21 protein-coding genes are annotated in these 22225 nt (G+C 47.2%); all 21 read right to left on the minus strand.

Features of this window, described 5'->3' with window-relative positions:
- Window positions 1-98: 98 nt before the first annotated feature.
- Window positions 99-245, minus strand: coding sequence for a hypothetical protein (locus tag BM358_RS26420; RefSeq protein ID WP_155613687.1), 147 nt, complete (start codon window positions 243-245; stop codon window positions 99-101).
- A 136-nt stretch (window positions 246-381) separates the two neighbouring features.
- Complete coding sequence (gene recO, locus BM358_RS09110) at window positions 382-1134, minus strand: DNA repair protein RecO (protein WP_023989481.1); 753 nt, start codon at window positions 1132-1134, stop codon at window positions 382-384.
- Between the two features lie 42 nt (window positions 1135-1176).
- Window positions 1177-1314, minus strand: coding sequence for a YqzL family protein (locus tag BM358_RS09115; protein WP_013372137.1), 138 nt, complete (start codon window positions 1312-1314; stop codon window positions 1177-1179).
- A 447-nt stretch (window positions 1315-1761) separates the two neighbouring features.
- The gene (gene era / locus BM358_RS09120) at window positions 1762-2664 is read right to left on the minus strand and encodes a GTPase Era (RefSeq protein ID WP_013311134.1); all 903 of its coding nucleotides are present in this window, start codon (window positions 2662-2664) and stop codon (window positions 1762-1764) included.
- A gap of 49 nt (window positions 2665-2713) precedes the next feature.
- Window positions 2714-3088, minus strand: coding sequence for a diacylglycerol kinase family protein (locus BM358_RS09125; RefSeq protein ID WP_023989484.1), 375 nt, complete (start codon window positions 3086-3088; stop codon window positions 2714-2716).
- On the minus strand, window positions 3088-3585 hold the full coding sequence (gene ybeY, locus BM358_RS09130) for an rRNA maturation RNase YbeY (protein ID WP_023989485.1): 498 nt from the start codon (window positions 3583-3585) through the stop codon (window positions 3088-3090). Before ybeY ends, BM358_RS09125 begins: the two co-directional genes overlap by 1 nt.
- Window positions 3586-3640: 55 nt before the next feature.
- A complete protein-coding gene (locus BM358_RS09135) occupies window positions 3641-5887 on the minus strand; it encodes an HD family phosphohydrolase (protein ID WP_028540460.1) in 2247 nt (748 codons plus the stop codon).
- Window positions 5888-5982: 95 nt separating this feature from the next.
- A complete protein-coding gene (locus BM358_RS09140; protein WP_013311138.1) occupies window positions 5983-6954 on the minus strand; it encodes a PhoH family protein in 972 nt (323 codons plus the stop codon).
- 6 nt (window positions 6955-6960) lie between these two features.
- Complete coding sequence (gene yqfD, locus BM358_RS09145; protein ID WP_028540459.1) at window positions 6961-8154, minus strand: sporulation protein YqfD; 1194 nt, start codon at window positions 8152-8154, stop codon at window positions 6961-6963.
- A complete protein-coding gene (gene yqfC / locus BM358_RS09150) occupies window positions 8151-8444 on the minus strand; it encodes a sporulation protein YqfC (protein WP_023989488.1) in 294 nt (97 codons plus the stop codon). The genes yqfD and yqfC overlap by 4 nt, the downstream gene beginning before the upstream one ends.
- A 379-nt stretch (window positions 8445-8823) precedes the next feature.
- A complete protein-coding gene (locus BM358_RS09155) occupies window positions 8824-10233 on the minus strand; it encodes a branched-chain amino acid transporter BcaP (RefSeq protein WP_028540458.1) in 1410 nt (469 codons plus the stop codon).
- 419 nt (window positions 10234-10652) lie between these two features.
- A complete protein-coding gene (locus tag BM358_RS09160) occupies window positions 10653-11231 on the minus strand; it encodes a hypothetical protein (RefSeq protein ID WP_028540457.1) in 579 nt (192 codons plus the stop codon).
- A 44-nt stretch (window positions 11232-11275) separates the two neighbouring features.
- Window positions 11276-12283: a flotillin-like protein FloA gene (floA, locus tag BM358_RS09165; RefSeq protein WP_043922497.1), complete on the minus strand. Its 1008-nt coding sequence runs from the start codon at window positions 12281-12283 to the stop codon at window positions 11276-11278.
- Between the two features lie 37 nt (window positions 12284-12320).
- Window positions 12321-13688: an NfeD family protein gene (locus BM358_RS09170; protein ID WP_028540456.1), complete on the minus strand. Its 1368-nt coding sequence runs from the start codon at window positions 13686-13688 to the stop codon at window positions 12321-12323.
- Window positions 13689-13968: 280 nt separating this feature from the next.
- Window positions 13969-14412 (minus strand): GatB/YqeY domain-containing protein, encoded by a 444-nt coding sequence (locus BM358_RS09175; protein ID WP_013311146.1) that lies wholly within the window; start codon window positions 14410-14412, stop codon window positions 13969-13971.
- A 16-nt stretch (window positions 14413-14428) separates the two neighbouring features.
- Window positions 14429-14602: a 30S ribosomal protein S21 gene (gene rpsU, locus BM358_RS09180; RefSeq protein ID WP_005547957.1), complete on the minus strand. Its 174-nt coding sequence runs from the start codon at window positions 14600-14602 to the stop codon at window positions 14429-14431.
- Between the two features lie 171 nt (window positions 14603-14773).
- Window positions 14774-15133 (minus strand): histidine triad nucleotide-binding protein, encoded by a 360-nt coding sequence (locus BM358_RS09185; RefSeq protein ID WP_025722131.1) that lies wholly within the window; start codon window positions 15131-15133, stop codon window positions 14774-14776.
- A 162-nt stretch (window positions 15134-15295) separates the two neighbouring features.
- On the minus strand, window positions 15296-16639 hold the full coding sequence (locus BM358_RS09190; protein ID WP_028540455.1) for an aminotransferase-like domain-containing protein: 1344 nt from the start codon (window positions 16637-16639) through the stop codon (window positions 15296-15298).
- A 328-nt stretch (window positions 16640-16967) separates the two neighbouring features.
- The gene (locus BM358_RS09195; protein WP_028540454.1) at window positions 16968-17372 is read right to left on the minus strand and encodes a hypothetical protein; all 405 of its coding nucleotides are present in this window, start codon (window positions 17370-17372) and stop codon (window positions 16968-16970) included.
- Between the two features lie 262 nt (window positions 17373-17634).
- The gene (locus tag BM358_RS09200; protein WP_028540453.1) at window positions 17635-21030 is read right to left on the minus strand and encodes an AAA family ATPase; all 3396 of its coding nucleotides are present in this window, start codon (window positions 21028-21030) and stop codon (window positions 17635-17637) included.
- Window positions 21027-22211, minus strand: a complete 1185-nt coding sequence (locus tag BM358_RS09205; RefSeq protein WP_028540452.1) for an exonuclease SbcCD subunit D — start codon at window positions 22209-22211, stop codon at window positions 21027-21029. Before BM358_RS09205 ends, BM358_RS09200 begins: the two co-directional genes overlap by 4 nt.
- Window positions 22212-22225 lie beyond the last annotated feature (14 nt).

Consider the following 22225-nt stretch of genomic DNA (forward strand, 5'->3'; position numbering starts at 1 on the left):
ATTCCCTCAAATGTTGGTGATTTCTTCTCATTAAGCTCGTATGTACAGGGCTATTTTATCCCAAAAGCCTTGCTAGAGACAGCAAAAAGCCCCCGCCTCTACGCCTGTACAGACGTAGGGACGAGAGCTGACTCCCGCGGTTCCACCCTACTTGATTGCGATCCTACATCACCAATCAGATCGTAATCCTCTTTTCCGTGTCCATTCAGACGCTCCCGAGTGCCTTGTTCACGAAGAATTCCCACTGGGCTTACACCGTCCCCAACTCGCTAATTACAGAGAATACATCCCGCTACTTTCTCGTTCAATGCATCTGCTCCCGAAGGAGATATAGTAGGATATTACACGTTTTCAGCAATACAGTCAAGAGAATAGGGCGTTTCACATATCGTACTTGTCCAGCTGATCCAAGAAATTGCGGGATTTCAGCTTGACCTCCAACTGCATATCCATGAACTGACGCATGACATGTTTGATCTCCAGCTTTGTGGAGTCCTTTACGTCAATGTTGCCGAGCCGATTCAAATCCATTCTGGCGAACAAGCGCAGCAACTTCAATGTACGTGGAGTCACGCTCAATGCAGCTGGATCATAATGCTTGTAGCTCCGACACAAAACTCCGCCCAGCCTCGGACTGACAAACATATCTTCATCAGCACATTGTTGACCACTTGAAATACATGCATCAAGCTGAGGAGCATATCCGGCCGCCTGCAATATTTTAAATTCATAAATACTCATGACGATCAGCGGATCTTTGCCACTCTCCAGCGCCTCCAAACATGCTTTAAGCTGCTTAAACCAGAACGCGCCTGTTTCCTCATCCTGTAACACCCGATCGAGTAATTCACAAGCATAAGAAGCGTAAGCAGCTTTAGTAATATCCTCGCGTAATGTATGGTGGGATTGGATGATTTCACCGGCATTCAACGTGCCTAAGCCTGTGTTTCGAAAAAAAACGAATTCACCGTACGTAAACGGCTGCGTTAAAGCAGCGTGACGGCTTTTGGACTTTTTTGCACCTCTGACCAGCACGCCTGCTTTGCCTCCGCTTTCGGTGCAAAGCGTAATAATTTTGTTCCCCTCACCGTAATCCATGCTGCGGATGACGATTCCTTCCACCCTGTAAAGCATGCCTCTTCCCCCAAACATTCGCGAAGAAGCCAGTGGCTTGTACTATTCACGGGCTTCTTCATGCTCGTCCGACTCTCCCTCATCCGTGTCTTGCTCCCTTGTCACGGCGCTCTCCCGATATAACAGATACGCACCGACATCTCCAGTCATCGCAAAATACTTCCACGAAAAATCTCGCAATCGTATTCATCCTTTCTTCGGAAATGACGTTTGCATCTCAAAAATAGGATGATGCGAAGAGGGGAGAAGTATGCGATGAAATTAATGGATTACGTTGAAAAAGGCTACTGTATGTAGATTGGAATGCCGCTTCGCAAATGATTTGATCTTACGATCGCTTCTTCAGATTCAAATCCTTCGCTCCGCTACAATGTGCACACAGTTACAATAACTCTTTTAAAAGCACTCCTTATTTCATCACTGGAAGAAAGGGGTAAAAAGAGCAAGAGTTAAGCGCCGCATATGCGCGGCGCTTTGAATGACCAAAAAACTGTTACTTATCTCAGTCATAGAGATCGGGACGGCCTTTTTATGATGCTTACAACAACTATACATATTTATTTAATAAAAATTTTTTTAGCCTCAATAAACCCTTGAACTAAAGTGACGTAGAATCAAGTTCTGTTTTTAAGCGTCGCGATGGAAGCCAAGGTCACGAAGGACGCGTTCCTGGTTGCGCCAGTCTTTTTTGACCTTAACCCAAAGTTCCAGGAAAATCTTGGAGCCTAGCAGGTTTTGGATATCCTGGCGGGCCTGTTTGCCCACTTCTTTGAGCATGGCTCCCTGTTTGCCGATAATGATCCCCTTCTGGGAGTCACGCTCTACAAAAATAACAGCCATAATATGCACTACCCCATTATCCTGCACTTTCATGTCTTCAATCATAACCGCAATAGAATGGGGGACTTCCTCACGTGTCATATGCAGAATTTTTTCCCGAACCAGTTCGGAGATGACAAACTGTTCTGGATGGTCGGTAATTTGATCATCCGGATAATATTGCGGACCTTCTGGCAAGTATTTTTGCACCTGCTCCAGCAGGGTGTTTACATTGTTGCCCATTTTGGCCGAGATCGGTATGATTTCTGCAAAGTCGTACAACTTGCGATACTGCTCAATCAGGGGCAACAACGCTTCCGGCTCAATGCGATCAATTTTATTCAGCACCAAGATAACTGGCGTTTTTACTTGTTTAAGCTGTTCCGCAATAAAACGGTCGCCACCGCCTAGACCCTCAGCAGCGTCAATAAGAAAAAGTACCGCTTCTACTTCACCCAACGTATTAAAAGCAGTCTGATTCATGTAATCCCCTAATTTTGACTGGCGCTTATGAATCCCGGGTGTATCCAAAAATACAATTTGTGTGTCCTCTGTAGTAAATACGCCGTGAATTTTGTTGCGTGTAGTTTGTGGCTTGTCTGACATAATGGCGATCTTCTGCCCAATGACGTGGTTCATCAGTGTTGATTTTCCGACATTGGGTCTGCCAACAATTGCGACAAAGCCTGATTTAAAGTGTTTCTTAGCCATTTCATTTCCTCCAGCGCGATTAAGCACCTATTTTATTTTGGTTTTTCCATTAAAACAGCGAACTAATTAACGTTAACATAGGCCTATAAAACACAAATATACCAATAATTACAGCAAAAACCGCTGCCAGGAGCACGGCTCCGGCGGCGGTGTCTTTAGCCGCTTTGGCCAGCGGATGAATATCAGGTGAGATGAGATCCACCGCTGCTTCAACAGCGGTGTTGAACAGTTCGGCTACAATGACTATAGCGATAGCCACGCAGACGAATAACCAGTCGAGCCGGGAGATGTGCAGAGTTAAGCCTGCTACAATGACAAAGAGCGCCATGGCCACATGTATCCGCATATTTACTTGCGTACGCAGAGCGTACATCACGCCTTCTGCCGCATAGCGAAAGGTCATTCTCCAAGGCTGACGTCTCATTACCTTGTCAACCCCGCTTGAGCCAGTACAGCTTCCTGTTTGCCCATCATTTCAGCTTCACTCACATCATCCTGATGATCATAGCCTAACAGATGCAGAAAGCCGTGAACAAACAAAAAACCGATTTCACGCTCAATCGAATGTCCGTATTCTTCGCTCTGAGCTTGCGCTGTCTGTACAGAGATTATAATATCCCCCAGAACATCCGGTACATCATTCATTGAAGTTTCTTCATTCGGTTCGTAAATAATTTCAAGCTCTTCATCCAGTGTCTCCTTCATAGCAAAAGACAACACGTCGGTGGGACGATCAATTCCCCGATAGTCCCTGTTCAACTCATGAATTTGCTCATCATTAACGAAGGTAAGGGCTACCTCACCGTCTGTGACTCCTTCCACTTTGCCTGCCTCCTCCAATAAGGTGTTCAGCAACGTAATCAAGGATTCGTTAATTACCATATCGTTTTGTTCATTATTCCAAGCTAATTGAAGGCCCATGCCAACCGCTCCTTTTAATTCTAGTGCTCTAACCGTGCTTCGTGCACAAGTTATATTAAGCTTTTCCGTTTTCAGACTTGGGCCTTTCCTCTGGATACTCAATACGGGAATGGAAAATCCCCATTACTGTTTCCTTGAGGGTTTGAGCCACGATATCAAGCTCCCGCATGGTCAGCTCACAGTCGTTAAATTGGTGATCATCAAGACGGCTCTTAATAATTTTCTCAATCATGGATTCTACCTGTTCCACCGTCGGCTTCCGTAAGGAACGAACTGCTGCCTCCACACTATCAGCAATTCCCACCACAGCAGACTCTTTAGACTGAGCCTTCGGTCCCGGATAACGGAAATCATCCTCCGTGAAGTCAGGCTCTACCCCTCGCTCTTCAGCCTCACGCAACGCCTTGTGATAAAAATAGTGTAAGAATGTCGTTCCGTGGTGCTGCTCGGCAATATCGCGAATTGGCTTGGGTAGCTTGTAATCCAATTGCATTTCCACCCCGTCACGAGCATGGGCGATAATGATGGATTTGCTCAGCTTGGGCTCTATTGTATCATGTGGATTTTCCAACCCATTTTGATTTTCAATGAAGTACGAAGGCCTCTTGGTTTTACCAATATCATGATAATACGAACCAACCCGGCACAACAAGCCGTTTGCTCCTATAGCCTCCGCTGCGGCCTCTGACAGATTGCCCACCATTACACTATGATGATACGTTCCCGGTGTCTCCGTAAGCAGCTTGCGGAGCAAGGGATGGTTGGGATTCGACAGCTCAACAAGCTTCAGTGCCGACAAGATACCAAAGGTAGACTCAAAAAATGGCATTAGCCCAATAACAAGTATTGCTGTTATCAGACCGCCTGCAAAAGCAAAAGCTACCCCATAGAGCGTTGTCGTTTGAGTCCAATTCCCTTGGTCAATCAGTGCCAGAGAAAAAACAGACAGGGCCCCGAACAGGCATACCATGATCGCCCCTTTGAACAGTGTTGAACGCTGGCTGGCTCGATGGGTAGAGAAAATCGCCGCCAGACAGACCACAAGAGCAAAAAACCCAAAATTAAAGTCAAAAATTTGTCCCTGACGGACATTCAAAATAACACTAGCCAATATACTGAATATAACGGCACATACGAAAGCCAGCGACATATCAAGCAACAGCGTTACAAGCATAGCTCCAAGCGCGATAGGCGCCAGATAGCCGAGATAGGAACGTTCACTGTTCTGCAGTATGGAAATTAACATCATTGCCCCCACTGTAATCACAAAGATTAATACTAGCATGAGCAACTGCGCATTATTATACTTGAAGTTTCGTGTTCGTGATTGGAATTGACGAATATACATAAACAGGCCCAACGCAAGCATCATAGACAGCATCAGTAGGCCAAATTGTGGCCAATAATTGATTTTATCCTTGAGCAATTCATTTTCATCAAGCAGTGTGTAGATTTCCTGGGTAATAATCTCACCCTTCTTGACGAGTACTTCACCCTGTTTAATGTAAACTGTCGGTGTATCTTCACGAGCCTGTACCTTGGCGTCCTTCGTAGCTGTATCATCATAAAACTTGTTGGCGGTAATCACAAGCCTTGCAAGTTCCTGAACAACCTCCCGTGAAGTACGCTTAGTAAGCGAGCTTGTACTAACCCGCTCCGCTACCTTCGCTCGGGCTGTCTGGGCATCCGTAATTTGATCATTCATCAACCCTGTCACAATCTCACGGGCAACAGGCCGCATTTCAGCAATATCCTCAGATGTAAGGCGCGGAATTTTAATGAATGTCTCCTCTGGAATTCGGTACGTTTGCTCTTTCGTTTTTTCCAGCACTTCATCCAGCAACTTATCTGGGTAGGCATCCGCATTACGGCTGTTATTCACAAAATTTTGCACAAATTCCCGTGCACGTTGCGGAATCTCATCCTTATAAATCGAAATCTTATCTGCTCTGGAAACCTGATCATCCTGATTGAGCCGTTCAATTCGATCCAAAATACCAGTAATCAGGTTATCGTTGCGAACTGGCACAATGGTATACATGGGCTGCACACGTTCAGCTGATTCCTCTTGAGCCTTCAAAGTCGCCTTACTGTTAGGAAGCTGCATCGGGGCGACAATTTCCTTTTCACTCGGTTGATTTACCCGAATGTCATAACGCTCGGGAAGCAGTTTGGACGCAAAGCCTACATAAAAAAGAACCACCAAAAATAAAAACAGAAGATAGCGTGTCGCCACGCTATACTTCCATCCATTCATTCTATGCTGGAACGTTTTCCCTTTAGATAATTCCTTCGAGGTCATCTAAAACAATCCCTCTCCATCATCTTTTTCAAGGCAGCTACACTGCTCATTTTATACTTTTTCTGATCGTACACACCATACTCGTGATTGAATGGCTATCCATGATTTTCGGCAATACGGTCATAAGCAACAATGATTTTTTGAACTAGGGAATGACGGACAACATCCTCTTCTGCAAACTGGACAAAGCCTATTTCTTCAATCCCTTGTAAAATCGCATTCGCTTCAATCAGACCGGATTTTTTGCCACGAGGCAAATCAATTTGCGTAACATCGCCGGTAATGACCATTTTGGAGCCGAAACCAAGTCGAGTCAAAAACATTTTCATTTGCTCGGGTGTGGTGTTTTGCGCTTCGTCCAAAATAATAAATGAATCATCCAGCGTACGTCCCCGCATATAAGCCAAAGGAGCAATTTCTATTAACCCGCGCTCCAGTGCCTTTGCAGTCTGCTCTGGGCCCATCACATCGTATAGGGCATCATACAATGGGCGTAAATACGGATCAACCTTTTCCTGCAAATCCCCTGGTAAAAAACCTAAATTCTCCCCTGCTTCGACCGCAGGACGAGTCAGTACAATGCGCTTGACTGAACCTTCCTTCAGGGCAGCTACAGCCAGCACTACAGCCAGATAGGTTTTACCCGTACCCGCCGGGCCAATTCCAAATACAATATCGCGTTTCTTAATCGTGGTTACATAGTGCTTTTGTCCAATCGTTTTGACGCGAATCGGTTTCCCCCGGAACGTCGTCGTAATTTCACCCTTGAACAAATCGAGCAGCTGATCAGCACGCAAATCTTTTGCCAATTCAATCGCATAATGGACGTCCCTTTCGGTCAGTATATACCCATTGCGAATTAACTGGAGTAATACATCGAACAATTGTTCGAGCACTTCCACCTCGTGAGCATTACCAAAAACATTAACTTCTGCCTCACGAGATGCTATTTTTGCTGGAATAGCGGCTTCGATTAATTTTAAAAAGGAATCCTGCGGGCCAAATAACGCCTGTCCTTCTCCCGCATTGTTCAATGCAATTTGTATGCTGCGTTGTTGTTCTGCCAAATAGCCTCATTCTCCTTGGTTATGAACTAACGGAAGTTCTTCCGCAATATCCTGCTCCACTTCAAAAAGCACTTTCATATAAACTTTACCATTCTCTCTCTTCTCATGCAAAATTTTTTGGCTCATTATTTTCGTTCCTTTGCCGTATTTAGCTAAAATATCAGCTCGCGCGCCTTCTATTCCTGACATTTTCGCTTCTGCTTCCGTAAGCTTCTGCTCTTGTATCTTTGTCTCCCTCACACTTTCAGTCATCCAACCCATCGGAAGTTTGAAGGAACGCCAAGTTAGCGGATCATGTTCAACTGTTGTTTTATGTGTAGAATAAGGTATTTTCCCATATCCCCACAATTGTATCGCACGATTGCCTAACACCAGATACAAGCGGTCGTGACTGTTACCTGTATACGTGCTGCTGCGTTGCACCGTAGGACTGCTAATTTCGTATTCATGCCATACAAGACCCTTAACCTCTCCTTTGGCTACGACCTGCTGCTGATTCTCCTCATCTCCAAGCGTTCCCGAGATGAGGATGGCTCCTTTTTTGACACGTGTATTTTTATGCACGACAGGACGACCCTGCTCGGCAAAAATCTCAGTGACTACCGCGTCTGCCTTACTGATGATATGACGTGGGCTGTAGAGCGGCGCAGGGGTAGGCTGTGAAGCTTCAACAACCTGAATCGTTACCAAAGTACCCTGCTTTTCCACACCGATCCAGGATGCCTCTGGAAGCTTCTGCATGAGCGCACGGGAAAGCTTGTCTTGACTGGAAAGACGAAAGCTCCATTGAAACGGATACAGCCCCTCCTGTCGGGCGGCTTTGAGAACGGAGTCCGTCGAGAGCTTATCATTCCCCTTCACTTCAATGTCCCAGATAAGCGAAGACATCAGCAGGAGACCTATCCAGAACAAAGCCAATCCAGCCATAAAAAATTTACGTTTGGCAAGCCGTATAACAGTAAAGGGAAGCCCTTGCCGCTTCAGAACATGCATTTTACAGCCTGTCCTTCTCAAAAGCGGGCGTAGGAGGAAGACGTGCGGCAGCAGAAGGTTCATTTCTGCATGTCTAGTACCCATCGGCCGCACGTTCCAAACAGGTATATGGTGATCGGTGAGTAAATTAATGAAAGCTTCCACACTTTCGCCCTTGACAGCAAGGGTAACCGTGCCACGCAGCATTGCTAAAGCAGGATGTTTCACGAGCCTTCCTCCGTTCCTTCCATTTGGATATCTGTTATATGTCCCTCCACACTTACCTGCTCTGGCAGAATAGACGTAATGACTAAATCATGGCCGGACACCCTCAGCCTGCCTTTCTCAAGTGCAAGTACGAGCTGATTCGGTGTGAAATCCACCACGCCCCGGTGATTCTCCACATAAAGCTGGCGGCTGCCGATGAGGGTTAACCGCGGCAGGTCAAATAGAATGTCCTGCGGAAGCTCCAGCGTCTCGCTGGCCCACTTTCGCAGTTTGCGGCTCATCCGGCTCATACGGCGAAATCTCCTTTCCTGTCATCAAAACATCTGTTATCCAACGGCTAATGTTGTTTTGATGACAGCACGCTGCTATTTTTTCATCTTCTGTTATTGCCATTCGGTACCCATAGATGTTTCATGGCAGCTACGCTGCTGGCTTTTCATCTTATATTCTTATTATCAGTGAACGCCATTACACCAGCGCCACAGATATCTGTACTGTACATTTTATGATCCAGTCCCCGCATTTATGAGGCTAAACTTACAATTCGCAGCAGCTGCTATATTGCAGAGGAAAAAGATGTGTCCTTTCAAAATTTACAACAAAAAAGACAGCCTCATTTTCATATCGAAAACAAGGTTGTCTTTTTTTTATTTTCATCAGATGACACAGTTATTTTTCGGTATTTCGATTCAAAAGAGAGTTTTTTCTAGAGTATAAGAAGTAAACAGCCATACCAATGACAAGCCAAATAATAAAGCGAATAAATGTCTGGCCATTCAGATTAAGAATGAGCACCCCACATGAAACGATAGCCAGGATCGGAATATACGGAACTCCAGGACATCGGAAGGCCCTGGGCAAATCAGGTTGTGTTTTTCTCATAACGATGACGGCGACCGAAATCAGAATAAATGCTGACAAGGTTCCAATGTTCACCAAACTAGCTAACTCATCCAGCGGGATCAGCCCACCCATTAATGCAGATAAAGTACCAAAAAACAACGTGTTAATGTAGGGAGTTTTATATTTGGAATGAACCTTGGATAATATTTTAGGGACTAAACCGTCACGTGACATGGCAAACATAATACGAGTTTGACCATAGAGCATAACCAGCATGACCGTTGTCATCCCTAAGATGGCTCCTATATCTACAATACCTGCAACCCAGTTCTGGCCCGCAACCTGCAATACCAATGACACTGGGTGAGAGATACCTTCAAATTGCATAAACGGCACAATACCTGTCATAATCGCGCTAACAATAACATACAAAAACGTACAAATAACGAGTGAGAAAATAATGCCTCGCGGTAGATCACGAGCGGGATTTTTGGTTTCTTCAGCCGCTGATGAAACAGCATCAAAACCAATAAAAGCAAAAAACACAAGTGCTGCGGCTCCAAACACCCCACTGAACCCAAACGGCATAAATGGTGTCCAATTATCTGGCTTCACATATTTAAAAGCAACGATGATAAATAATAAAATAACAATAATCTTTACAATTACCATGAAGTTGTTTATCCGTTTTGATTCTTTTATCCCAAAATAAAGCAAGAACGTGATACCCATCAAAATTAAAAAAGCTGGGAGATTAAAATAAGTAGTTTGGTCTTTTAAAGTCCCCGGTGCGGCAGTGAATTCAAGCGGAATGTGAAGGCCAATTCCATTCAAAAATGATACAAAGTAACCCGACCAACCTGCGGAAACGGCGCTGGCTGCCAGCATGTATTCCAAAATTAAATCCCATCCAATAATAAAGGCCAATAGCTCCCCCATCGTAGCATATGTAAAAGTGTAAACAGAACCGGATACTGGAACGGTGGATGCAAACTCCGCATAAGCCAATGCCGCGAATAAACAGGCGAGTCCCGCAATCACAAAAGAAAGTACCAAGCCTGGACCAGCCGTAACTGCTCCCGTACCTGTCAACACAAATATCCCCGTTCCGATAATGGCTCCAATCCCAAGCATCGTTAAATCAAACGCACCCAGTTCCCTTTTGAGTGCTTTTTCCCCCCGCGTAGCGGCAATCAACTGATCAATGCTCTTCTTTCTGAACAAGCTATTTCCCATCTATCCCATCCTCCTAGAAATTAATTTTCCATTTTTATAATCTTGTTTTATCACCTCGATATAAATCAAATTTTAGCTAAATTTGGAGTAAATTTCATAAGTATCTATCATTGAGAACATTATATATAAAAAAGAAAAAATGAAAACTGCTTTTGGAAAGCTCCATTCATATTGTTACATTTGATCATTTTTCACGAATATATTTTCATAAACGAGACCCTAAATTAGACAAAATGCCACCATTTTAGATGACAACAAATGTGAGAAACCTAGGGCGCACAAGGGATTATCACATTCGTTGTCAGGTAATTAGAGCATTTGTCGTTAATTCATTTTTTATTCTGAGCATGCTTATGTATTCCTAAAGCTCACAAAAAAAGATCCGCCACAGCCAAAGCCGTGACGGATCCACTATCATTTTAACGTCTTCCTCCACCCATATAGCGCTTGGAACGCGGAGGACCTAATATTTCTGCCCAAATCACACCTCTACGCAGATCAGCCGTATCCACCGTATTACGGTCTTGCGAAGCTATCTCTGGCGCATCTGTAATTTCCCCTGACTCCCTCGCGTTGGATATACGATCGAGACGGGCTAAAACCAATCTGCGTTCTTCTTCCATAGCACGGATCCGATCCTCTAGAGTCGAACCGTTATCTAATGAATCCCGGTCCATCCGTTCTTCCGTTTCTGACCGATCGCCCACTTCTTCTATACGACGAGCTTCCATAACCACCCGTCGTTCATTAGGAAATTGACGTTGCAACTCCCCAGTAACATCCTGTTGGCGCTGCTCTTGTCCATGTTCCGTTGTGAAGGGTCTGGATGACGTCGAGGGCCCACGAGAACCATGATCACCACCAAAGGTGGGCATACCTTTTCGTGGCGGAGATTTCCGCCCTGTGCCTTGGATGCTTTTCCCCAAAAAGGACACCAAAGCAAAGCCAATCACGATCAGGATATACAAATGCTCAAAGATCCAGCTGATAAAGTTCATTACTCACCACCTAGCTGCCGTAATTCATCGGCTATGTCCCGTTATTAATCCCGGTTCTTGTTATCATTCCCCGAGTTCTCATTCGGTTTGCCTAAGGAGCCACGCATTTGCGTATCCGCCTCAATATTTTTCAAATTCATATAGTCCATGACGCCAAGTTTCCCGCCACGCAGTGCTTCAGCCATTGCCAGCGGCACTTCGGATTCGGATTCCACCACGCGTGCTCTCATTTCTACGACACGTGCCTTCATTTCCTGTTCCTGCGCTACAGCCATCGCACGCCGCTCTTCTGCTTTTGCCTGCGCAATACGTTTGTCGGCTTCCGCCTGCTCTGTTTGCAGAAAAGCACCGATGTTTTTACCTACATCAACGTCCGCAATATCAATGGACAGGATTTCAAATGCTGTCCCAGCATCCAAACCTTTGGACAATACAGTTCTCGAAATTGAATCCGGATTCTCCAGCACGTCCTTATGCGAATTACTGGAACCTACGGTTGTAACGATACCTTCACCGACCCGTGCAATAATCGTTTCTTCTCCGGCACCCCCGACGAGTCGATCAATGTTGGCACGCACGGTAACACGAGCTTTAACCTTCACTTCGATACCATCCTTGGCGACCGCTGCAACAGTAGGTGTCTCAATAACACGCGGATTAACGCTCATTTGGACCGCTTGCAGAACATCCCGTCCTGCCAGGTCAATCGCAGCCGCACGTTCAAATTCAAGCGGAATGTTAGCACGCTGGGCAGCAATCAACGCATTGATCACTCGGTCTACATTCCCTCCTGCGAGAAAATGGCTTTCCAGCTGGTTGATGTTCAATCCCAGACCCGCCTTGGTTGCCTTAATGAGCGGATTGACAATTCGGCTTGGCGTGACGCGCCGTAACCGCATAGCTACCAGCGTAATGATGCCAATACGCACACCCGATGCCAATGCTGAAATCCACAGCATCACCGGGAAGAAACTGAAAAATACGCTCAATACAATAATCACTACAACGGCAATCAGCAAAACGCTGACAATACCCGATTCGAACACTCGCATCATCCTCCATTAATCTAATTCTTTGTTATTTACTTGTTTAGACGCTAGTGTCAGCCTTGACCACAATTCGCCCACCTTCTACTTTGGATACTATAATCGGCATATCTGTAGCAATAAACTCGCCGTTCGTTACAACATCGACTCGCTCATCAGCAATCAGCACCGTTCCGGCTGGACGAAGTGGTGTCAGACTGACACCCCGTTGACCTAATAGCATTTCCCGGTTCACAACTGAAGAAAAGCCTTGTTCAGCCGTTAAACTTTCTTTAAGTATAAAACGGTTCCATATCCCTCGGTCCTTGAATACAACTGCGATAATCGCCACAACAGCAACCGCAGCTGCAAAGGCAATGCCCAAAGATATAAACGCATGCTGCATGTTGTATGCTGCCCGAACAACTCCGGCGACAAGGCTGACTGAACCCAAAATGCCCAAAATACCAAAGCTTGGGATGAACATTTCAAGTATAAGCAGAGCCAGACCGATAATAAACAACAACCACGTCTCCGAACCTGCAAAACCAGCGATATAATTGCCGAAAAAATACAAACCAAATCCGAGTATGCCCAAAATTCCCGGTACACCAAAACCGGGTACGAGCAGCTCAATAACGACACCCGCGATACCGATAAATAAAAGTAACGTCTGCACAATTGGGTTGGTCAATATCTCGGCTGCTTTTTCAGCCCATGTTCGCTCCACATGAATTACATCATCCGTGCTGTAACCCATCCACTGGATAACTTCTTGTTCGGAAGACGCGATGTGATCCGCATAACCCAACTTCAGCGCTTCCTCACTGGTTAAAGAAATGATCTGACCATTTTCCTTATTAAAGTTCATCTCTGGAATAGATACGGTCGTTTTGGAGTCAACCATACCTCTGGCAATATCCGGATTACGTCCGCCAGCTTCTGCGGCAGATGCCATGCTACTCTTCCACCAAGCTACCGTTTTTGGATCTGTGATAGCCTGCCCCCTACCGTCTACTAACGCTGCTGCTCCGATAATACTCCCCGGTTTCATAACAATCTTGTTTGCGCTCAACGCAATATAGCTACCCGCTGAGGCCGCTTCGCCCCTTATATAGGCTACGGTCGGAATTGGACTGTCTTTAATCAGTTTACCCAGCTTCTCCGCTGTATCTACCCGTCCACCGGGAATGTTAATATCCAGTAAAATCAGACCTGCTTTGGAATCTGCTGCTTCTGCAAATCCACGTTCCATAAATTTGCCTAGACCTTGCTCAATTTCCTGATCAACTGGTATAACAAACACAGCTCCACCTTTAGTTTGGGCCGCCGCTGATTCAGAATGAACTAAGGGTAACAGCAAAACGGATACCATAATCCACAACGTTAAAAAGATCAATTTGCGACTGGAGTGGTGATGTTCTCTATGCATTTCTCTCCCCCCTTTCGACCTTTCTATGTTACAGCATACCAAACTTTGTTAGACAAACTATACAGTTTTCAGGATTTAATGTGAAATTATTGGGTATATTGCTAATCCTGACGGCTGTCAGATACTTTACGCACCCAACGGACATCACGTTTCATACAATTAACGATAGCGCTTACATATAAGAATCTTCTCACCATTACATTCTATGGTAGGCATCGCATATATAGAAATAACACCCTCTGTAAACAGAGGGTGTTGTGTTTTCCTGTTTGTCGCAGGTTTATTGCAGAAATTGCTGAACCGCTTGGTTCACGAGCTTACCGTCAGCGCGGCCTTTTACCTTAGGCATCAAGGCCGTCATTACTTTCCCCATCTCGGCTTTCGAAGAAGCACCGGTTTCCTGGATGGTCTGCTGTACAATAACTTTAATTTCTTCCTCAGAAAGTTGTTCGGGAAGGTACTGAGCGATGATCTCTATTTCTGCTTTAGTGCTTGTCGCAAGTTCATCACGACCGGCTTTTTCAAATTCATGGAGGGCATCTTTTCGCTGTTTGATCTCACGACTCAGAATATCAAGCACTTCGTTGTCGTCCAAATCCCGTTTCAAATCTATTTCAAGATTTTTAATCGTAGAACGAACCATTCGAATGGTGGAGAGTTTGAACTTGTCCTTACTCTTCATTGCTTGCTTCATATCTTCGTTCAATCGTTCGCTCAAATTCATGATTGCTTAGATCCTCCTAGAACTTTCTCTTACGAGCAGCCTCGGACTTTTTCTTGCGCTTTACGCTTGGCTTTTCATAATGCTTGCGTTTCTTCACCTCAGCCAATACGCCATCCTTAGCAATGGAGCGTTTAAAGCGACGAAGTGCAGCATCAATTGTCTCGTTTTTGCGAACTTTAGTTTCAGACACCAGTTTTCCCTCCCTCCGACCAGACCGTCCAAGAGCAATAACACGGTTCATCAAATTTTATTATAGGTGAAACGGAAACCAGGTGTCAACCTATAAGAAAAAATGAATACATAAAGGGCCATTTTTCTCCATTCACATCCGTATTACTGAAAAGACAAGCTCTGTCATTTTTTAAGAATGTGAGTCCGAAATACCTGTCAAGGCACCCAATTTGGCGCCGCCCAGTAAGTGATAATGCAGATGCCCCACCGCTTGTCCACTATCTGGGCCACAGTTGTTAATCAACCGATAGCCAGACTCGGCAATTCCTAACTTTTTCGCAACCTCAACCGCAACACGATGAATCTCCGCGATAAGAGGAAGATCCTCCTCTGTCACAGCGTTCATCGAAGGAATATATTTTTTTGGAATAATGAGCACGTGTACTGGCGCCGCAGGCTGGATGTCATGAAATGCGAGCACATTGTCGGTTTCCAACACCTTCTTACTGGGGATGGTTCCATCCACAATTTTCAAAAACAGATCGTCCATTCAAAACCCTCCTTTGGCAGTGAGCCGATCATAAGCAAATAGACAAAAACAGCCCTTGCTCTCGGCATTCAAAGTTATGTATTTCCCACACTGAATAGAAACATATACAGCCATGTTTGGTTATACTTATGTTTCTTTATGTATCATAACGGAAAAAGGGTCTTAATACCAGTTTCCCTTACTAACTTCCTCTATAATAGCTTTCACCCCTGCATCAATTTGATCCAACTGTGCGCGCGAAATACTTATGCGCAAAAATTTCTCTTGTTCCCTATAGCCTGATAAATAAAAGCCTTTGCCAGCTACAACCTGGATGTTCCTCGCGGAAAGACACTGTACCAAGCGTTCCAAATTCACCGTCCGAGGCAGTTTAAACTGCATATAAACTCCTGAAGTTACAGCTGAAGTCTGAACGTATCCGGCCTGATTGTATCGTTCCACAGCCTTGTTAAGAGCACGAACGCGCTCCGAATACAGTTTATATATCGTGTGCTTGTGGCGTTCATACATTCCATTTTTAATATAAATATCAAGCGCCGCCTGAGACAAAATAGATGTGTCGACATATCTTTTATAAGTGTTAAACGTCTTCAATAGGACTTCTGGCAATACCGCAACTCCTAATCGCAAGCCGGGGAAAATGATTTTCGAGAAGCTTTTCAAATAAATAACATGGTCCGTCTGGTCGTATGCATAAATGGGATCAAAAAGATGATCGGCCCCCAAATCTGCCATATAGTCATCTTCTACGATGTACACATCATATTTGGCGGCTAAGGCAGCTATCGCTTTTCGCTCCTCTGTGTTGTAAGAGACTCCTAATGGATTATGATATCTTGACATGGTATAAAAAAACTTGATGCTCTCGTTCTTAAATTGATTCTCCAATTCCTGAAAATCCATACCTTCCGCTGTCCGGACGATGGTACTGACGGGAATGTTCTCTTCCTCCAGAAAACGCAAATATATATCGTAACTTGGCTGCTCGACCAAAACCTTTTCTTTGCCATTGGGAAACGGCATTTTAGCGAGTATCTCCAATGCCTGCTGAACACCCGAAGTAACGATAATCCGATCCATTTTTGCAAACACCTGAGTATCAGCCAAATGGGAAACCAACGTATGACGCAGTGTTTCCAGCCCTTGCGAATCGCCATAAGTGAACAGATGATATTTGTAGGTGTCAATAGCCTGATTCAAACAATGTTGGAAATCCAGATAAGGGAATACATTCAAATCCGGGGAGGCCGAAGCAAAATCAACGGAGTCTTGAATATGGCTATGGTGTAAATCGCCCGAATTTTCCACTACATAGTATCCACTTTGCGGTATGGAATAGATGGCGTGTTTCTTTTCAAGTTCAGCATATGCCCGCAGAATCGTGCTTTTGCTGCACCTGTATAATTCAGAAGCCTCACGGACCGACGGCAACTTGTAACCTGATTTATATTGTCCCTCGCGAATTTTAAGTTCTATATCCAATAAAATTGAAACGTATTTTTTCACAATATCCTCCCACCTGCTCTTTACATACTCATTACATGCTCATTTCATTACATGCTTATTCCGTCTTATGTTTCTTTACACGCTAGATGTTACCATGGTTTATGAATAAACAGGATACCTCATTTCATTGAACTGTACTAATACAGTTTCAATCATTGGATCATATTCGGGATGTTTTACGTGAAAAAGAGGCTGTTTCTTCATAATGGAAGAAGCAGCCTTACATGGTGATAATGTATGGATGCGCCTTAAAGTCACTTGTACTGCACAAGAACTGTAGGCGGGAGAGAGCAGGAATTCACTATGTCTGACGACTAAGAAAATAGGATTAGTAATAAGGCAGCAAGCTAATTGCTGTCAACGCTGCAAGTGGCAGAATCAAACGATTAAAGCGACGGCGTCCGTATGGGAACCCATATGCATAAGCGGGTGCTGGATACGGGTACGGGTACGGGTACGGAGGATAAGACGCATAGCCACCATAAGCACGGGAGCCGCAGCCACAATTATTAGGCGGATATGGGAGATTAACATTGACATTCTCCATCTCGTCTCCACCCATAGGAACGGCTAAGTATATCTTTTCATCATCCACATGCTCTACAATGCCGTCATACATTGTCCCGTCCTTCACCCATACGCATACATAACGATGCATATGCTTTTGACATAGTGTTTTAGCATCCGTCTGTTCCGGTGCTGTAACTTTTTCGGTTGTCATGCTTTTTTCCATGGTTGTTTCCTCCTAGGCTCTTGCATGTATACCGTATGTTATTCAAAAACGGGCTATTTGCTACATCAAATTGGGCGAATTCCGGCTTGCAAAAAAAAAGAAGCACCCCGGGAGCTCTTGGCAGAGCCCCTCTGAACGGACGTATGATGGGAAGATTTCTTCCGCAGCATACGTCCGCCGGGGTGCTGTATGATTAACTTGTCGGCTTGGCTGTATTATAACAATAGTTTGAAACTGTATCTGTGACCTGTATCACATTGCTTCAAAAAGTTTCCATAACCACACGTGAGCCGCCTCCAGCCTGCTCTGCTGGCAGAACAACTAGCTTGCGCGGAAGACGGGCCCGTAGTTCAGGCACATGACTAATCACACCAACAGACAATTGATCGTGGTGCAGCTTTTCCAGTGAGGTGATCACTGTGTCAAGCAGCTCAGGGTCCAACGTTCCAAAGCCTTCATCCAGAAAGAAAAATTGCAGAGGGTATTGGCCCCGCAATTGAATTTGAGCCGACAGCGCAAGCGCAAGCGACAAGGAGGTCAGGAACGTTTCGCCACCGGACAAGGTCGATACCGGACGTTTGACCCCACCGTTGGCATCGTCACTAATGACAAATCCACCGCTGGAATCTACCTCTAGCGCGTAACGCTGCTTGGTCAGAAAACGCAGGCGGCGTGAAGCCGACTGACTGACCTGCATGAGCTGCTCCTCGGCAATATATTCAACAAAGGCATTGCCGCGAAAAACAGACTGGAGCTTGGACATTTTTTCCGCTTCGCTACGCAAATGTATACGATTGGACTCCAGCTCCATCCAGCGGACGTGCCGATGCTGCAAGTCCTCTAAATCACGCTCAGCCTTGGCGCGATTCTGAAGCGCCTCTTCATCGCGTGCACGGCAATCACGTAGCTGTGCAGTGGCCGTTTCCCACTGTTCCTCTGATACCGTTGCTCCATTCAGCTGCTCTTTGACATGTTTTAAGCGGGAAGACAGCTCTTTTTCCCGTTCTCGATGCAAACTCACTTCACGCTCATAGCGTGCGGCTTCTTCCGGTCCCAGGCAGCATTCCATGACCTCTGCTTCCGTAGCGAAGGAGGATGCTTCCAGACGGCTGCCCCAACGGGACTCTGCCATCTGACGTCTTTCTTCTGCCGAGTCGGAGGCCTGCCGGGCAATCAGTGAAGCATGAACGGCTTGCTGCTTGCGTTCTTCCGCTTCGGTACGGCGGCGTGCCGCGGCTTCGGCTCCGTTTTTAAGTCCCAACAGTCGCGAGGTCGCTTCTTCCAGCAATGAAGCCGCTTGGCCATCTCCAACCCACTTTCGGAGCTGTGCTAGCTTTTCACGAAGCGAATCATCTTTGCTTTGGAGCCCTGTACGGCGGGCAATAATGATTTTATCCTCCTCGATGATACTCTGCTGTATCTGTTGAACACGCGCCGCCTTTCCTTCGAGGAAGGTCACACTCGTCTCCAGCCGGGACCGCAGCTCTTCCGCACGCCCGTCGCGCTCCTGCATGGCGCGGTAACGCTCCGCGGCTTCGCCCGGAGCGACATCCGGCAGCTGCGCCGCCCATTCGGCGCGCAGCCCCTCGCTGCGCGTGGTGCATGCCTCGCGCTTGCTGCGTGCCTGCGTCAGCGCTGCAGCTGCTGCCTCCTGCTCGGCGGCAGCACGGATACGCCGCTGCTGTCCGGCGGCGTCTGCCTCGCGCAGCGCCTGTGCCTCGGCAGGCAGCATATGCGCACGTGCGGCTAGCTCTGCCGCAGCACGCTCCAGCGCCGTGCAGCTCTCCGCCCAAGCGGCGGCACCGCGCGGCTCTGCTGGCGCTGCCGCAGGCGTGAAAGGCTCGCCTGTGGCGGCAGCGCCGCTGTCTGCGGTGGCGGGCAGTGCCAGCAAGCTGCGCTGCTCGTGCAGCTGCTGGCGCAGTGTGAGGCGCAGCTCCTGCAAACCAAGCCGCAGGCGGTGCAGCTCATCTGGCGCAGCGGCATCCGCGCTATGCGCCGCGACGACGGCAGGCGCGGGGTGATGCAACGAGCCGCACACTGCGCACGGCTCGCCTTCGCGCAACTCGGCAGCGAGATGCTGAGCAAGACGGCCCAGCTCCTCGGCACGGAGCTCGTGGCGCAGTTGCTCTTCCTCGGAGGCCAGTGACGACATATCGACGGTGATCTCTGCCTCCAACGTCAGCAATGCCTCAATGCCATCAGCTGCCTGTGCAGCAAGGGCAGAACGCCGTGCCTCTGTCTCCTGTGTCTCCTGGTCCGTCAGCTGTAAACGTTCGTCAGCTTGCACAAGCCGATTCTCCTGAGCGGTGTACTCCAGTTCAGCTTCACGCAATTGCTCATTCGCGACTTCCAGCTGTTGCAGCCGTTGCACAGCCTCTTGCAGCATACGCCGCTCATCTGCCCGCACTTCATTTTGCTTTAGCTCCTGTTGAAGCTCTTGCTGTCGCTTCAAGCCTCGCGTCTGTAGCTCTTGTTCCTTTGCGAGTCCTTCTGCATGTTCAGCAAGGGTTTGTTCGCTTTGCACAAGCTCGGCCGCCAGACGTTCCCGTTCGGTCCGCAACGCTTCCGTATCACGCTCCAGTTGAAGCGCCTGCTCTAGTTGGTCGATCCGAAGCAATAGCTTCGGTTCTTCGGCACTGAGTGCTTGCCGGGCCTGCTCATCTGCTTGCGCAGACACAAGCGCAGCCTCCTGCGCGGTAGCGGCCAGGACTTCCATTTCTTCGGCAGTCTTTTGCCGTTTTTCCGCTTCAGCAATGGCTTCCTTCCAATCCGTCAGCGCAGGCAGCAATGCCTCGGCTGCAGTTGCTTGTCGAAGCTTGCGCTCCAGCAAAGCAATGCCCGGCTCCTGTGCTGCCAACTGCTCCAGCTCGTTCGATCTTTGGCTGAGCTCGATGACCAGCTCACGGGTTTTGTTTAGCGCCTCCGATTCACGTGAGACACGCTCTAGCTCGCGACGCGAAGCTTCTGCATTGGCAATCGCCTCTTTGAGACGCAACTCTACATGTTCAAGCGCTTCAGCACTCGCATCCCCCAGCCCTTGCTGCTCCGCCTCTAACGCTTTCAGTGCGCTATCGTTATCTTTCACACGACGGCTTAGCTTCTGTGCAAGTTGATCTCCGTACTTCTCCAGATGGAATAAACGCTGTAGCATCTGTCTACGTTCACTGCCTTTTAAGGACAAGAATTCCGCAAACTTTCCCTGCGGCAATACAACAGCTCGTGTAAAATCGTCCATTTTCAGGCCGATATACTCCTCTACACAGCGCGTCACATCCTGCACCTTATCAGCAAGCACTTCCTCGCCATCCTCTGTTAACGCAATAAAACGGCTAAGCGTATTATTAACCGATACGCCTCCAGCACGTTTGAAACGTCGTTCTACACGGTAACGACGAGGCCCTTGAGCTGACATTAATTCAAACGTAAATGCAACAGACAACGTATCCTCAGCATGATTCATAATGCCTTGTGTACCATTCACTGCCCGCTCCACTTTACCGTACATAGCCAACGTAATGGCATCCAGCAGCGTTGATTTTCCACTACCCGTTGGGCCAAAAATTCCAAACAGTCCAGTTTCGGTCAAATCGTCAAAGCGAATTTCCTGTGACTCCCGGTAGCTTTGCAACCCCGCCAGTTTTAGAAGGATTGGTTTCATGCGTCATCCTCCTCAGCGTGCTCTCTTGCATCATCCTGTTCCACCAGTTCCAGAAACAACTGCACTAATCCGTCATCCGGCTTTGCTCCACCTGTCTGCCGCTGATAGAATGCCCGGAACAACTCATGCACTGGCAGTTCTGATCGTTGGTGCTCCAGCTGTGCGGCAGCCATTTCTGGATACATTGGGCGAATATGAATGATGCCTTCACGGCTTTTGCGCAGCCGCTGAATATCTCCCATCGACATCGCTTCATCCAGCGTAATTTCCAGATCAATAAAGGCATCGGCATCCAGTCCTTCGTCCAGCCAGCGATATACTTCCTCCAGACCTCCCCGTGCACGCCACCTCACTAATGGGCGTCCACTGGTAATATACAGTTCCTCGACCTGAGCAGGCTTGCCAGCAACCACGTCAATTAACGTAACCGATTTGGCTTGTCCGGCTTCGGAAAAGCTATAAGCCAGCGGCGAGCCACTGTAACGCATCAGCCCGTCTCCCTTCACATATTGGGGACGATGCAAATGTCCTAGAGCCGTATACTGTGCCCCAATGCTCAAAGCAGACGGATCTACGGTATACGCCCCCCCGACCTGAATCGGACGTTCCGAGTCCGATTCCAGCCCGCCGAGCACATAAATATGGCTCATCGACAAATTAACGGTGTCAGGCCGAAATGCTGTACCCAGCTGTGACATCAGCAAGCCCACACGGCGGCTGTATGCCTCGCGCAATACTGTTTCATCTCCGTCTTCAGACAATAGCTCGTTCAGACGAGACTCGGAGGGATATGGCAAGGCTGCAATGCATGCCATTTCACCCGTTCGCGGTGTATGAACGCGTACCGCTTCCCCATGGGGCAGTCCCAGCAATGTAATTCCGCGCCCGCTCACCAGCGGTGTGACCGAGGATACCCTTTCCGGCTGATCATGATTGCCCGCAATGACGACTAGTGGTCTTCCTCCAGCCGTAAGACGGGCAGACGTTTCATAAAACAATTGCTCGGCTGCGGCCGATGGATTGACTGAGTCGTATACGTCTCCAGCCATCATAATCAAATCGGCCTGCTGATCGTCAGCCATTTTCGCCAATTCTTCCAAAAACGCCTCCTGCTCCTTTAAACGGCTGCGTCCTTCCAACGTGCGGCCCAAATGCCAATCACCTGTATGCAAAATCCGCATGCTATTCCTCCTCT

It is taken from the genome of Paenibacillus sp. cl130 (assembly GCF_900116035.1).
GTDB lineage: Bacteria > Bacillota > Bacilli > Paenibacillales > Paenibacillaceae > Paenibacillus > Paenibacillus polymyxa_B.